The organism is Ramlibacter sp. 2FC, assembly GCF_005503345.1.
Lineage (GTDB): Bacteria > Pseudomonadota > Gammaproteobacteria > Burkholderiales > Burkholderiaceae_C > SCMQ01.
In genome coordinates, this window is record NZ_SCMM01000026.1 from 25,379 (window position 1) to 38,804 (window position 13,426).

Annotated in this window: 11 protein-coding genes and 1 tRNA gene; 5 read left to right on the forward strand and 7 right to left on the reverse strand. The window is 69.5% G+C overall.

From position 1 onward, the window contains the following. Positions 1 to 13: 13 nt before the first annotated feature. The 3 genes from FFS10_RS12725 to FFS10_RS12735 all read right to left on the reverse strand — a co-directional run bounded on the left by FFS10_RS12725 (position 14) and on the right by FFS10_RS12735 (position 4,768). Positions 14 to 991, reverse strand: a complete 978-nt coding sequence (locus tag FFS10_RS12725) for a PDR/VanB family oxidoreductase (protein WP_137894844.1) — start codon at positions 989 to 991, stop codon at positions 14 to 16. Between the two features lie 10 nt (positions 992 to 1,001). Continuing rightward, positions 1,002 to 2,501, reverse strand: coding sequence for an indolepyruvate oxidoreductase subunit beta family protein (locus FFS10_RS12730; protein ID WP_171016156.1), 1,500 nt, complete (start codon positions 2,499 to 2,501; stop codon positions 1,002 to 1,004). A gap of 95 nt (positions 2,502 to 2,596) precedes the next feature. Beyond that, positions 2,597 to 4,768, reverse strand: coding sequence for a thiamine pyrophosphate-dependent enzyme (locus FFS10_RS12735; RefSeq protein WP_137894845.1), 2,172 nt, complete (start codon positions 4,766 to 4,768; stop codon positions 2,597 to 2,599). A gap of 164 nt (positions 4,769 to 4,932) precedes the next feature. Between FFS10_RS12735 and FFS10_RS12740 the strand changes: the two genes are divergently transcribed. The 3 genes from FFS10_RS12740 to galU all read left to right on the forward strand — a co-directional run bounded on the left by FFS10_RS12740 (position 4,933) and on the right by galU (position 9,426). After that, positions 4,933 to 5,382, forward strand: coding sequence for a MarR family winged helix-turn-helix transcriptional regulator (locus FFS10_RS12740; protein ID WP_137894846.1), 450 nt, complete (start codon positions 4,933 to 4,935; stop codon positions 5,380 to 5,382). Between the two features lie 122 nt (positions 5,383 to 5,504). Further along, positions 5,505 to 8,498, forward strand: a complete 2,994-nt coding sequence (locus FFS10_RS12745) for a valine--tRNA ligase (RefSeq protein WP_137894847.1) — start codon at positions 5,505 to 5,507, stop codon at positions 8,496 to 8,498. 40 nt (positions 8,499 to 8,538) lie between these two features. Further along, on the forward strand, positions 8,539 to 9,426 hold the full coding sequence (galU, locus tag FFS10_RS12750) for a UTP--glucose-1-phosphate uridylyltransferase GalU (RefSeq protein ID WP_137894848.1): 888 nt from the start codon (positions 8,539 to 8,541) through the stop codon (positions 9,424 to 9,426). Positions 9,427 to 9,454: 28 nt separating this feature from the next. Here the strand turns inward: galU and FFS10_RS12755 are convergent, their stop codons facing one another. From FFS10_RS12755 to cysM, 3 genes are read right to left on the reverse strand one after another with little or no spacing between them, the layout of a single operon-like run. Next, positions 9,455 to 9,682, reverse strand: coding sequence for a sulfurtransferase TusA family protein (locus FFS10_RS12755; RefSeq protein WP_137894849.1), 228 nt, complete (start codon positions 9,680 to 9,682; stop codon positions 9,455 to 9,457). A gap of 29 nt (positions 9,683 to 9,711) precedes the next feature. After that, the gene (locus FFS10_RS12760) at positions 9,712 to 10,239 is read right to left on the reverse strand and encodes an NUDIX hydrolase (protein WP_137894850.1); all 528 of its coding nucleotides are present in this window, start codon (positions 10,237 to 10,239) and stop codon (positions 9,712 to 9,714) included. Between the two features lie 8 nt (positions 10,240 to 10,247). Beyond that, positions 10,248 to 11,150 (reverse strand): cysteine synthase CysM, encoded by a 903-nt coding sequence (gene cysM / locus FFS10_RS12765; protein WP_137894851.1) that lies wholly within the window; start codon positions 11,148 to 11,150, stop codon positions 10,248 to 10,250. A 42-nt stretch (positions 11,151 to 11,192) separates the two neighbouring features. Between cysM and FFS10_RS12770 the strand changes: the two genes are divergently transcribed. Both FFS10_RS12770 and FFS10_RS12775 read left to right on the forward strand, forming a co-directional pair. Continuing rightward, a tRNA-Leu gene (locus FFS10_RS12770) sits at positions 11,193 to 11,277 on the forward strand. A gap of 119 nt (positions 11,278 to 11,396) precedes the next feature. Beyond that, positions 11,397 to 12,422: a S1C family serine protease gene (locus tag FFS10_RS12775; RefSeq protein WP_249931278.1), complete on the forward strand. Its 1,026-nt coding sequence runs from the start codon at positions 11,397 to 11,399 to the stop codon at positions 12,420 to 12,422. 28 nt (positions 12,423 to 12,450) lie between these two features. On the opposite strand, the gene FFS10_RS12780 is transcribed toward FFS10_RS12775, so the two are convergent. After that, positions 12,451 to 13,380, reverse strand: a complete 930-nt coding sequence (locus FFS10_RS12780) for an SDR family oxidoreductase (RefSeq protein ID WP_137894852.1) — start codon at positions 13,378 to 13,380, stop codon at positions 12,451 to 12,453. Positions 13,381 to 13,426 lie beyond the last annotated feature (46 nt).

The window sequence follows — 13,426 nt, forward strand, 5'->3', positions numbered from 1 at the left end:
AAGGGGGACGAGCTCAGAGGTCCAGCACCAGGCGCCGTCCCTTGGCGCGCGAGATGCAGATCTGGATCAGCTTGCCGGCGGCCTTCTCTCCGGCGCTCAGCACGTAATCGCGGTGGTCGACCTCGCCTTCGATCACAGGCACGGCGCAGACCCCGCATTCGCCGCGCTTGCAGTCGAACAGCGGGTCGCAGCCCTGGTCGATCAGGCAGTCCAGAATGGTCTGGTCGGCGGGCACGGTGCAGCTCTTGCCGCTCTGGGCCAGCACCAGCTCGAAGGCATGGTCGCCCGCCTGTGCCGGCGGGGCGGAGAACAGCTCGAAGTGCACGCGCTCGCTGGGCCAGCCGCGCGCCTGGGCCTGCCCCAGCACGGCGTCGAGCATGGGCTTCGGGCCGCAGACGTAGAGCCTGTCGCTGGCGCCGCAACCCTCGATGAGGGCTGCTACGTCGAGCGGCGCGCCCGCTTCCGTGTCGGCGTGCACGGCCAGTCCGTCGCCAAGCAGCCCCTGCAGCTCGGGCAGGAAGGCCATGAGCTCACGGCTGTGCCCGGCGTAGACCATGGTCACGGGCCGGCCCTGGGCCCGGCATTGCGCGGCCATGCCGATCAGGGGCGTGACGCCTATGCCGCCCGCCACCAGCACGGTGCGGCCCGGGTGCTGACCGAGAGGGAAGTCGTTCCGGGGCGGCTCTATGGTGAGCGAATCGCCCGCCTGCAGCGCATGCATGAAGCGCGAGCCGCCCCGGCCCTCGTCCTCGCGGCGCACGGCGATCCGGTACTGCGCGGGCGCGCCGGCAGCAGCGGGGTCGCCGCCCAGGTCGATCAGTGAGTAGTGGCGCCAGTCGCTCGCCCCATCGGCAAGGGCCACCTGCACCCGCACATGGGCGCCTGCACTGAAGCCCGGCAAGGCGCTGCCGTCGCGGGCGCTCAGCGTGAGGCAGCGGATCAGCGGGTTGATCGTCTGAACCTGGGCGACTTGAACCTGGATCGTTTCCATGGGACCTCCTTCAGACCAGGGCGTGTCGAACCAGCAGCGTTTGCAGCTGCTTGCCGTGCTCGTCGGCCAGCGCCGCATCGCGCAACTCGCGCAGCAGGGCGGGCGCCAGGCTGGCGCCGGCCCGCTGCACCGCGGCCATCAGGGACTGGTAGTTTTTCAGGCCCCTCGCATGGGTGTCGCTGTAGCCCTTGACCAGGCGCTGGCATTGCGCCACCTCTACGGCCAGCGCAGGGTTGTGCTGCGCGGCCTGCGTGATCTGCGCCAGCCACTGCTCGATGCGCGCGTTCTCGATCTGGTAGCGCAGGGTGGCGCGCCGCATGCCGCGCAGGCGCGCCAGGCCCCACAGCAGCAGGTAGCCGCGCAGCGAGCTGGTGGTCACGACCCGGCCCTGCTGCGTCAGGCGCGCCACCAGGCGATGCAGCGCATGCGGCCGGGCGAGCCAGCGGCCCAGGGCGACCGGCAGGGTTTCGCAGATCTCCTCGATGCGCGGGTGCATGAACTCGTTGATCGCGAGCTGCTGGCCAGGCTGCAGCCGGACCTCGCCGCGCACCCGCTCGAAGCGGGTCCCCCGGGTCTTGAGGTCGGCCACGCGTATGGTGTCCTCGTAGCTCATCCACAGCGCCAGGTGCCGCGCGGTCTCGCGCAGCAGCGCGCCGCTGCCGTCGCCCGGCAAGGCATGGACCCGGGCCAGGCGGTCCAGGTAGAGCCCGGCATAGGCGGGATCCTGGTAGTCGATCAGGCGGCGAATGCCCTCGGTGATCAGCGGCTGCGCAGGGTCGGGGAAGGCGCTGCGCGCGCGCTCCAGCAGGGCCGCCACCTCGGGGTCGCGCGGCTGCGGCGGCGGCTGCGCTGACTGCACCGCAACGGGGGGCGCGGCCGCTTCGTCGGCCTGCGCATGGCCCAGGCCAAAGGCCTTCAGGCTGGGCTTCACGCCCACGCCGCCGCGCTCTATCGTGGCCTCGAACTGGGCGCGGCTGAACGGCAGCACGCCGGTGGCCGCGAGTGCGCCGAACAGCACGGCGCTGATCACGCTGCCCGACTGCTCGGCCGCCTGGGCCATGTCGAAGCGCACGAAGCGCTTGGCGGCCTTGCTGGCATGGGCGATCAGTTCGTCGCCGTCGACGCGGCCGTCGCCCATGGCGGTCTTCTCGGCGATCGAGTAGACGCGATGGGTCGAGGCCACCAGCGTGGTGCGGTCCTGGGTGACCAGGCCGCGCTGCACCGCGCGCCCGGCCTCCATGAGCTCGGAGGCGAGCACCACGTCCACGTCGCCCGGCAGGGGCATCAGCGCCAGCACCGGCTGGCCGCCGTCTCTGCGGGCCTGGGCCTCGGGGAAGAGCTCGACGTAGTAGATGGTGGCGCCGGTGCGCTGGGCCACGCCGGGCACCGAGGTGGTCTGTGCGATGTAGCCGTTGTGCTCGCCCAGATCGACGATCCAGTCGGCCAGCACGCCGCCGCCCTCCCCGCCCATGGCGAGGATCGCGATCTTGATGGGTTGTGGTGAGTTCATGATCAGGCCTGCGCAGGGCCGCCCCAAGGCAGGCCTGGGCCCCCTCGGGGGGCAGCGATACACGTAGTGATGAGCGTGGGGGCTGTCATATTTCCTCAAAAGGCGTAGCGCGCGAGCCGGCGCTGGTCGCGCGCCTGCAGCCAGCCGATCACGGCGCGGCCCAGGCGCTCGCGCAGGCGGTCCCAGCGCGTGGGGTTGCTCACGATCTGCGCGCGGTAGAACGAGGGGCAGAGCACAGCCGCGTGCGAGACCTCGCCGCACAGGCCGCAGCCCACGCAGCTGTCCAGCACGGTCGCCACCGGGTCGGTGCGCAAGGGGTCGGGATTGGGCTTGACCGACAGCGAGGGGCAGCCCGACAGGCGTATGCAGGAGTGGTCGCCGGTGCAGGTGTCCGGGTCGACGCCGAAACGCTCGCGCACCACCCGCTGGCCGCTGGCCACCGCGGCACGCTGCCTGGGCTTTTCGCGGCGCTGCTTGTTGAGCATGCACTCGCTCTGGGCCACCAGCACCTTGGGCCCCTTCTCGGTCGTGGTCAGGGCCTCGCGCAGCGTGGCCATCATGGTCTTGAGGTCGTAGGTGCGCCGCACGGTCTTGACCCAGTTCACGCCCACGCCGCGCACGGCCTGCTCGATCGCATGGTTGGTGCTGCGCGTGGGGTTGAGTGCCTTGGACGAGAGGATGTCCTGGCCGCCGGTGGCCGAGGTGTAGCTGTTGTCGACCACGATGGTCAGGTTGTCGCTGCGGTTGAACACCGCGTTGGCGATGCCGCTGGTCAGGCCGTTGTGCCAGAAGCCGCCGTCGCCCATGACCGAGATCGCGCGCTTGGCGGCGGGCACGTTGAGCGCCGCGGCGCCGGCCGCGCCCAGGCCATAGCCCATGGTGGTGTTGCCCAGGTTGAACGGCGGCAGAATGGAGAACAGGTGGCAGCCGATGTCGGCGCTCACATGGTGCTCGCCGAGCTCGCGCTCGACCAGCTTCATCGCGGTGAAGATCGGCCGCTCGGGGCAGCCGGTGCAAAAGCCCGGCGGGCGGGCGTGCACGCTGGCTTCGATAGCGCTCTTGGGTGCGGCCACGATGGGGATGAGCTTGCGCTCGCGCGAAGCCGCCTCGGGCTGCGAGGCCGGCTGCAGCCGGCCATGCGCGGCGAGAAAGGCGCGCAAGCCCTGCAGCACCGCCGCCGTGGTGTACTCGCCGGCCACGGGCAGGACATCCTTGCCATGCAGCGCGGTGGCCGAGCCGGCCTGGCGCAGGATGGCCGCGACGTTCTGCTCGACGAAATTGGGCTGCCCCTCCTCGACCACCAGCAGCGCACGCTTGGCCTGGCAAAAGCGCAGCAGCTCGGCGTCGACCAGCGGGTAGGCCACGTTCATCACGTACAGCGGCAGCTGGGTGTTGCCGTAGGCGTCGGCCAGGCCGAGCTGCTGCAGCGCGCGGATCAGGGTGTTGTAGCAGCCGCCCTGCACCGCGATACCCAGATCGTCGATGCCGCCGGCGCCGGCCGGGAAGAACTCGTTGAGCCCGCGCTCCTCGATGAAGCTCAGGGCCGCGGGCCAGCGCTCTTTGATCTTCTCCTGCTCGTGCACGAAGCTCGCGGGCGGCAGCACGATGCGGCTCACGTCGCGCTGCGGCTGCTCCATGGCCTGCTGTATGGTGTAGCTGGGCCGGCGGTTGTCGGACGCGACGAACTCGCCGTGCACATGGCAGGCGCGGATGCGCAGCTGCAGCATCACGGGCGTGCGGCTGGCTTCGGACAGCTCGAAGCCGTCCTTCACGGCCTGCACGATGCTGGGCAGGTTGGGCCGCGGATCGAGCAGCCAGATCTGCGACTTCATGGCGAAGGCATGGCTGCGCTCCTGCATGATCGAGGAGCCCTCGCCGTAGTCCTCGCCCACGATCACCAGCGCGCCGCCGGTGACGCCGCCCGAGGCCAGGTTGGCCAGCGCGTCGGAGGCCACGTTGGTGCCCACCGTCGCCTTGAAGGTGACGGCGCCGCGCAGCGGGTAGTTGACCGAGGCCGCCAGCGTGGCAGCCGCCGTGGCTTCGCTGGCGCTGTTCTCGAAGCGTATGCCATGCTCGCTCAGGATGTCCTGCGCGTCGGCCAGCACGTCCATCAGGTGCGAGATCGGCGCGCCCTGGTAGCCCGCGACGTAGTTCACGCCCGACTCGAGCAGGGCCTTGGTCACGGCCAGGATGCCCTCGCCGCGGAACACCTCGCCCGCGCCCAGGCGCAGTTTCTTGACCTCTTCGACGAACGAGCGTTCAGCCATGGACTTCCTTTGAGCGACTTCGGTTATCGGGCATATATATGATTTTGGATGGATTCTAGGATCGCATCGTTTAAAAGTAAATCAATCCAAAATCATCGTTTTCCCTGACCAAGCAACGGACATGCCAGCCATGCGCCCGCAGGCCCACCGCTATGATTGGCCACATGCCCCGCACCGAGAAACTGCCCTTCGTCGACGACTATCTGGCCGCCCTGCTGGCACAGGCCAGCCTGCTGATCTCCACCGAGTTCCACAGAGTGGTGCAGGCCAACGGCTTCTCGGTGTCGGAGTGGCGCATCCTGGCCACCCTGACCGGCAGCGAGGGCATGAGCATCGGCGGCCTGGCCCAGGTGTCCGTCACCAAGCAGCCCACCGTCACGCGGCTGCTCGACCGCATGGAGCTCAAGGGCTATGTCGAGCGCGTGCCCCATGAAACGGACCGGCGCATCACCTTGGTGCGCATCACGCCCAAAGGCCAGAAGATCGTGGCCAGCCTGATCGAGCAGGCCAAGCAGCACGAGCATCGCGTGCTGGAGCCGTTCGGCCTCAAGCGCGCCGACGAGCTCAAGACCACCTTGCGGCGCATCATCGAGCTGCACCGGCCTTGGCCCTGAGGCGGGAGCCGCCCCCGGGGCGGCCACCCGCCCCAAGTAAAATCGGCGCATCCCGCAACCTGCTTGCAACGGCATCCCCCGGGGATGCCGTTTTTCATTCCGTTTTCCGTTTTGGGTTTCCCATGTCCGACACCGTCCAGCAACCCGGCCTCGCGTCCCTGTCCAAGTCCTTCGAACCCGCCGCCCTCGAAGCCCACTGGGGCCCCGAGTGGGAAAGGCGCGGCTACGGCGTGGCGGGCTTCCGCGGCAGCCAGGCGCCCCAGGCCGGCGCACCGGCGTTCGCCATCCAGCTGCCGCCGCCCAACGTGACCGGCACCCTGCACATGGGCCACGCCTTCAACCAGACCATCATGGACAGCCTCACGCGCTACCACCGCATGATGGGCTTCAACACGGCCTGGATCCCCGGCACCGACCACGCCGGCATCGCCACCCAGATCGTGGTCGAGCGCCAGCTCCAGGCCCAGGGCATCAGCCGCCACGACATGGGGCCGACCCCGGCCGAGGCGCGCAAGAACTTCGTCGCCAAGGTCTGGGAGTGGAAGGAGCAGTCGGGCAACACCATCACCACCCAGATGCGCCGCATGGGCGACAGCGTGGACTGGAGCCGCGAGTACTTCACCATGGACGACAAGCTGTCCAAGGTGGTGGCGGAGACCTTCGTGCAGCTCTACCAGCAGGGCCTGATCTACCGCGGCAAGCGCCTGGTCAACTGGGACCCGGTACTGAAAACCGCCGTGTCCGACCTCGAGGTGGAAAGCGAGGAGGAGGAAGGCTTCCTCTGGCACATCGCCTACCCGCTGGTCAACGGCCAGGGCCACCTGACGGTGGCGACCACCCGCCCCGAGACCATGCTGGGCGACGTGGCGGTGATGGTGCATCCCGAGGACGAGCGCTACAAACACCTGATCGGCCAGTACGTGAAGCTGCCGCTGTGCGGGCGCGAGATCCCGGTGATCGCCGACGCCTACGTGGACAAGGCCTTCGGCACCGGCGTGGTCAAGGTCACGCCGGCGCACGACGTGAACGACTACGCCGTGGGCCAGCGCCACCAGCTGCCCATCATCGGCGTGCTGACCCTGGACGCGGCCGTCAACGACAACGCGCCCGAGAAATACCGCGGCCTGGACCGCTTCGTGGCGCGCAAGGCGGTGGTGGCCGACCTCGAGGCCGTGGGCCTGATGGTCGAGGTCAAAAAGCACAAGCTCATGGTGCCGCGCTGCGCGCGCACCGGCCAGGTGGTCGAGCCCATGCTGACCGACCAGTGGTTCGTCGCCATGAACAAGGCCCCCACGCTCCCCGCTGCGCGTGGTTCGCTGCCCCCCGGGGGGGCCGGCGCCGGGGACCAGGTCAGCGACACCCGCTCCATCGCGCAGAAGGCCATCGACGCCGTGGCCTCGGGCCAGGTCAGCTTCGTGCCCGAGAACTGGGTCAACACCTACAACCAGTGGATGAACAACATCCAGGACTGGTGCATCTCGCGCCAGCTCTGGTGGGGCCACCAGATCCCTGCCTGGTACGACGAGCAGGGCCAGGTCTACGTGGCGCGCAACGAGGCCGAGGCCCAGGCGCAAGCGGACAAGGTGTCGCCGGGCAAGCAGCTCACGCGCGACCCCGACGTGCTCGACACCTGGTACTCCTCGGCGCTGGTTCCCTTCTCCACACTAGGCTGGCCCGAGGCCCTGGAAGACGGCTCGGCGACCAAGGACTACGACCTCTACCTGCCCTCCAGCGTGCTGGTCACCGGCTACGACATCATCTTCTTCTGGGTCGCCCGGATGATCATGATGACCACCCACTTCACGGGCCGCGTGCCGTTCCGCCATGTCTACATCCACGGCCTGGTGCGCGACGCCCAGGGCAAGAAGATGAGCAAGTCCGAGGGCAACGTGCTGGACCCGGTGGACCTGATCGACGGCATCGCGCTCGCGCCCCTGCTCGACAAGCGCACCACCGGCCTGCGCAAGCCCGAGACCGCGCCCCAGGTGCGCAAGGCCACCGAGAAGGAATTCCCCGAAGGCATCCCGGCCTACGGCGCCGACGCCCTGCGCTTCACCTTCGCCGCCCTGGCCAGCCTGGGCCGCAGCATCAACTTCGACAGCAAGCGCAGCGAGGGCTACCGCAACTTCTGCAACAAGCTCTGGAACGCCACGCGCTTCGTGCTGATGAACTGCGAGGGCCAGGACTGCGGCCTGGCCGAACACGGCGCCGAGGAATGCGGGTCCTCGGACAGCGGCGCTGACCGCGCCGCTGGGGGCGGCTACCTCGACTTCTCGCCGGCCGACCGCTGGATCGTCTCGCAGCTGCAGCGCGTGGAGGCCGAGGTGGCCAAGGGCTTCGCCGAGTACCGCCTGGACAACGTGGCAAACGCGATCTACGACTTCGTCTGGAACGAGTTCTGCGACTGGTACCTCGAGATCGCCAAGGTGCAGATCAACACCGGCGACGCCGCGCAGCAGCGCGCCACCCGCCGCACCCTGATCCGCACGCTCGAGACCATACTGCGCCTGGCCCACCCCGTCATCCCCTTCATCACCGAGGAGCTCTGGCAGAAGGTCGCACCCGTCGCGGGGCGCAGCGGCGAATCGGTCAGCATCGCTGCCTACCCGGTCAGCCAGGACCAGCGCATAGACCCCGCGGCCGAGGCCCATGTGGCCAAGCTCAAGACCCTGGTCGACGCCTGCCGCAACCTGCGCGGCGAGATGAACGTCTCGCCCGCCACGCGGCTGCCGATGTACGTGCTGGGCGACCAGGCCTTCATGCAGGCCGCCGCGCCGGTGCTGCAGGCCCTGGCCAAGCTCAGCGAGGTCAAGGTCTTCGCCGACGAGGCCAGCTGGGCCGCGGCGGCGCAAGCCGCGCCTGTGGCCGTGGTCGGCGAGGCGCGCCTGTGCCTGTTCATCGCGATCGACGTCGCAGCCGAGAAAGCGCGCCTGTCCAAGGAGGCCGCGCGCCTGCAGACAGAGATCACCAAGGCCGAGGGCAAGCTGGCCAACCAGGCTTTCGTGGCCAAGGCGCCGCCGGCCGTGATCGCGCAGGAACGAAAGCGCGTGGACGACTTCACCGCGACCCTGACCACGGTGCAGGTCCAGCTCACGCGCCTCGAGCAGATCACCTGAAAACAATCCATCGCAGGCACCACAGAGGAGGAAACCTTTCATGAACGCCCAGCCCCCGATCCGCAAGGCCGTCTTCCCCGTCGCCGGGCTAGGCACGCGCTTCCTGCCGGCAACCAAGGCCGCGCCCAAGGAGATGCTGCCGGTGGTCGACAAGCCGCTGATCCAGTACGCGGTCGAGGAGGCCTACGCCGCCGGCATACGCCACATGATCTTCGTCACCGGGCGCAGCAAGCGCGCCATCGAGGACCATTTCGACACCGCCTACGAGCTGGAAAGCGAGCTCGAGGCCGCGCACAAGGACGAGCTGCTGGCGCTAGTGCGCTCGGTGCAGCCCGACGACATGGTCTGTGCCTACGTGCGCCAGCCGCGTTCGCTGGGCCTGGGCCATGCCGTGCTCTGCGCCGAGCCCCTGGTCGGGCGCGAGCCCTTTGCCGTGCTGCTGGCCGACGACCTCATGGTCGGCCCCCGCGGCGGCCAGCCGGTGCTGGCCCAGATGGCCGCCGCGTTCCGCCAGCAGGGGCGCTCGGTGCTGGCGGTGCAGGAAGTGCCGGCCGACCAGGTGCGCCGCTACGGCATCTGCGCCGGCGAACCGGCCGGCCGCCAGCTGATGCGCCTGGAAAAGATCGTCGAGAAGCCCGCGCCCGAGCAGGCGCCCTCGCGTATGGCCGTGGCCGGCCGCTACATCCTCACGCCGGGGGTGTTCGACGAGATCCGCAACCAGCCCACGGGCGTGGGCGGCGAGATCCAGCTCACCGACGCGATCGCGCGCCTGATGGGCCACGAGGCGGTGTATGCCTTCCAGTACGAGGGCAAGCGCTACGACTGCGGCAGCAAGGAAGGCTTCCTGGAAGCCACGGTGGAGCTGGCCCTGCAGCACCCCCAGGTCGGCGCGAGCTTTCGCGACTACCTGAAGACGCTCGCGCTCTGAATGTCACCGACGAGGGGCGTTCCGCCCCTCAGCGGCGGCGCAGGATGTGGATGAACTCGGCGCCCACGGTCTGCTGCTCGAGCAGCTCGTTGCCGGTCTGCTTGGCAAAGGCCTGGAAGTCGCGCAGCGAGCCCGCGTCCGTGGCCAGCACGCGCAGCAGCTGGCCGCTCGTCATCTCGGCCAGGGCCTTCTTGGCCTTGAGGATGGGCAGCGGGCAGTTCAGGCCGCGCGCATCGAGTTCCTTGTCGACGTTCATCAGAAAATTCCCAATTCCTTGGGCCACGCTCAGGCGCGCGGCCACTCCATGTACTGCGGCTCGTGGCCGCGCCTGCGCAGCCAGTCGGCCAGCGCATGGCCGGTGCCCGAAGGCCAGCATTTGACGGCCTCGGGCGCGTAAAGCCGGTATTCCACCAGTTCGGGCGAGAGGCGGATCTCGCCCGAAGCCCGCGCATGGTAGGCGATGATGACCTGGTTCATGCGCTGGAAATCGTAGACGCCGATCAGCTCGAGCGCATGCACCTCGAGGTTGGTCTCTTCCTTGACCTCGCGAGCGATGCCGTCCTCGGGCGTCTCGCCGGCCTCCATGAAGCCGGTGATCAGCGCGAACATGCGCCCGGACCAGGCGGCGTTGCGCGCCAGCAGCACCCGCCCCTCGTACTCCACGACCGCGGCCAGCACCGGCGTCGGGTTGTTCCAGTGCGTGTAGCCGCAGGCCGGGCAGCGCAGGCGTTCGCGCTCGCCGCCGTCCTCCAGCTGGGTGACCCAGGCCAGCGGCGCCGTGCAGCTCGGGCAGAACCGGAATTCGTGCGACATAGTGGCGCTCAGGCCGGGAACACGCCGGTCGACAGATAGCGGTCGCCGCGGTCGCAGACCACGAAGACGATGGTGGCGTTCTCCAAGGTCTTGGCCAGCTGCTGCGCGACCCAGAGGGCGCCCGCGGCCGAGATGCCGGCGAAGATGCCCTCCTCGCGCGCGAGCTGGCGGCAGGTCTCCTCGGCGTCGTCCTGGCTCACCAGCACCAGCTCGTCCACCGCGCGCGCGTCGTAGATCCTGGGCATGTACTCGGCCGGCCACTTGCGTATGCCGGGGATGCGCGAGCCCTCGCTGGGCTGGGCGCCGACGATACGGATCGCCGGGTTGCGCTCCTTCAGGAAGCGCGAGACCCCGGTGATGGTGCCGGTGGTGCCCATGGCGCTGACGAAATGCGTGATGCTCCCGCCGGTCTGCTCCCAGATCTCGGGGCCGGTGGTCTCGTAGTGCACGCGCGGGTTGTCGGGATTGGCGAACTGGTCGAGCACGCGGCCCTTGCCCTGCTTGGCCATGTTCTCGGCCAGGTCGCGCGCGTACTCCATGCCGCCGCTCTTGGGCGTGAGGATGAGCTCGGCGCCGAAGGCCTTCATGGTCTGGGCGCGCTCGACCGAGAGGTCCTCGGGCATGATCAGCACCATGCGGTAACCCTTGATCGCCGCCGCCATGGCCAGCGCGATGCCGGTGTTGCCCGAGGTCGCCTCGATCAGCGTGTCGCCGGGCTTGATCTCGCCGCGCTCCTGGGCGCGCTGGATCATGGACAGCGCGGGCCGGTCCTTGACCGAGCCGGCCGGGTTGTTGCCTTCGAGCTTGCCCAGGATCACGTTGCCGCGCGCGGCATTGTCGGCCGCGCCCATGCGCTGCAGGGCCACCAGCGGCGTCTTTCCAATCGCGTCTTCAATCGTCGGATAGTTCATAGGCAGCACTGTGCCATAATTTCCGATTACTCCTTCCTCCCTGCCCGGGTGGTGAAATTGGTAGACGCAGGGGACTCAAAATCCCCCGCCGCAAGGCGTGCCGGTTCGATTCCGGCCCCGGGCACCAGACGCAAACCCGCTTCACGCGGGTTTTTTCTTGCCCGCCTTGTACCCATGCTGTTGCATCGGGATTGATTTAGGCGCATTCTGTGGCTGTGGCTCATTGCGCCACGTGGGGAGATCGCCATGCGCCCACTGCACTGCTTCCGGATGCTGCTCGCAGCGGCATGGATGGGGCTTATGCCGGCCCTGGCGGCCAGCCCTCCGCAGCAGCAGGAGCCGCAAAGCGTGATCAATGCCCTGAGCCGGGCCAATGCCGCCGTGGTCGGCGTACAGGTCATGGCCGCCGAGGACGCGCCCTCCATCGAAACCCTGGGCCGACAGCGTACCGGCTCCGGCGTGGTGATCGGCCCGGACGGCCTGATCCTGACCATAGGCTACCTGATGCTCGAGGCCGAGACCATAGAGATCGTCACCCAGGAACAGAAGACCCTGCCGGCGCGCGCCGTGGCCTACGACCTGGCCACCGGCTTCGGCCTGCTGCGCCCGCTGCTGCCGCTGCGCGGCATCCGCCCCGTGCCGCTGGGCAGCCTGCACAGCGTGAAGCCGGGCGAGCTGCTGATGACCGCCACCGGAGGTGACGAGGGCGACGTGACCATGACGCGGCTGATCGGCAAGCGCGCTTTTTCCGGCTACTGGGAATACCACATCGACCAGGCCCTGTTCACCAGCCCGCCGATCGACAACCACAGCGGCGCCTCGCTGTTCAACGACCGCGGCGAGCTGCTGGGCATAGGCAGCCTGCTGCTGCTGGACGCGACCGGCGAGAACCGGCGCCTGCCCGGCAACATGTTCGTGCCGGTGGACCTGCTCAAGCCCATCCTGGCCGAGCTGCAGCAGACCGGCAGCAGCCACCTCAGCCACCGGCCCTGGCTGGGCCTGAGTTCCAGCGAGCAGAGCGGCCGCGTCCAGGTGCTGCGCGTCAGCCAGGGCAGCCCGGCCCAGCAGGCAGGCCTCAAGACCGGCGACGTGGTGCTGGCGGTCGACGGCGTCACCGTGGCCACGCTGGAGACCTTCTACAAGAAGCTCTGGGACCGCCCGGACCCCGCCGGCGAGGTCACGCTGACGGTGCTGCAGGGCGCCGAGATCCGCACCCTGGTGCTCAAGGCCGTGGATCGCATGAACAGCCTGAGCAAGGCGCCCGGCATCTGAGGCCCAGCCCGCCACCCGGCACGCGCGCTCAGCCCCCGGCCAGCAATCCGCTGGCCACCGTGGGGTAATGCAGGGACACGCGCAGCGCCTGCTTCAGGCGCCGGTTGTCCATGCGGCGCGACTCGCTCATGAAGCTCAGCAGCACCAGGGGCAGCGCGTCCTGGGCCGTGCTGCGCGGCAGGCGCGGCGGACGCGGCAGGCTGTACAGGTCGGCCGCCAGGTCGAAATAGTCGCCCATCAGCAGCTGGCTGTCGTCGTTCACGTTGTAGACGCGTTGCGGCTGGCCGCGCCAGAGCGCGGCGATACAGGCGCGCGCCAGGTCGTCGGCGTGGATGTGGTTGGTGTAGACGTCGTCGGCCGCCTCGAGCACCGGCGTGCCCTTGAGCAGGCGCTCGCGCGGCGTGCCGCCTTCGCGATCGGCGGCGTAGATGCCGGGAATGCGCAGGATGCTGGCGCGCACGCCGCCGCGCCCCAGATGGCGCACCAGGCGCTCGGCGTCGACCCGGCGCTGGGCGCGCGGCGTGCGCGGCGCCACCTGGCGCGTCTCGTCGACCCAGGCGCCGCCGCAGTCGCCATAGACCCCGCTGGTCGAGCCGTAGACCAGGGCCCGCGGCGGCGTGCGCCGGCGCAGCGTGCGCGCCAGCGCCAGCGTGCGCGGATCGCGCCACCAGCCGCCCGGCTGCTCGCCCGGTGGCGGGGCCAGGTGCAGCACCCGCGTGGCCAGGCCGGCCAGGCGGGCCAGGCTGGCGGGCCGGTCGAGGTCGCCGCGCAGCGGCGTGAGGCCCTGGGCGCGCAGCGCCGGCAGGCGCTCGGGCGAGGAGCTGAGGGCGATCAGGCGCACGCGCGGCAGCAGCTGGCGCGCCACGCGCAGGCCCACGTCGCCGCAGCCGACGATCAGCACGCGCTCACGGCGAAAGCGCGCAGGCAGAGCGCCTAGAGGGCTTTGGTTTGAAGGCAAAATCGGGGATTGGCATCAGACAGCGATCCCCCGAGGATAACCAAAA

Bases quoted from the DNA above. Each gene is read 5' to 3' on its own strand.
- FFS10_RS12740 (WP_137894846.1), top strand. From the start codon at position 4,933: ATGCCCCGCACCGAGAAACTGCCCTTCGTCGACGACTATCTGGCCGCC.
- cysM (WP_137894851.1), bottom strand. From the start codon at position 11,150: ATGAACTATCCGACGATTGAAGACGCGATTGGAAAGACGCCGCTGGTG.
- FFS10_RS12775 (WP_249931278.1), top strand. From the start codon at position 11,397: ATGCGCCCACTGCACTGCTTCCGGATGCTGCTCGCAGCGGCATGGATG.
- FFS10_RS12725 (WP_137894844.1), bottom strand. From the start codon at position 991: ATGGAAACGATCCAGGTTCAAGTCGCCCAGGTTCAGACGATCAACCCG.
- FFS10_RS12760 (WP_137894850.1), bottom strand. From the start codon at position 10,239: ATGTCGCACGAATTCCGGTTCTGCCCGAGCTGCACGGCGCCGCTGGCC.
- FFS10_RS12755 (WP_137894849.1), bottom strand. From the start codon at position 9,682: ATGAACGTCGACAAGGAACTCGATGCGCGCGGCCTGAACTGCCCGCTG.
- FFS10_RS12735 (WP_137894845.1), bottom strand. From the start codon at position 4,768: ATGGCTGAACGCTCGTTCGTCGAAGAGGTCAAGAAACTGCGCCTGGGC.
- FFS10_RS12730 (WP_171016156.1), bottom strand. From the start codon at position 2,501: ATGAACTCACCACAACCCATCAAGATCGCGATCCTCGCCATGGGCGGG.
- galU (WP_137894848.1), top strand. From the start codon at position 8,539: ATGAACGCCCAGCCCCCGATCCGCAAGGCCGTCTTCCCCGTCGCCGGG.
- FFS10_RS12745 (WP_137894847.1), top strand. From the start codon at position 5,505: ATGTCCGACACCGTCCAGCAACCCGGCCTCGCGTCCCTGTCCAAGTCC.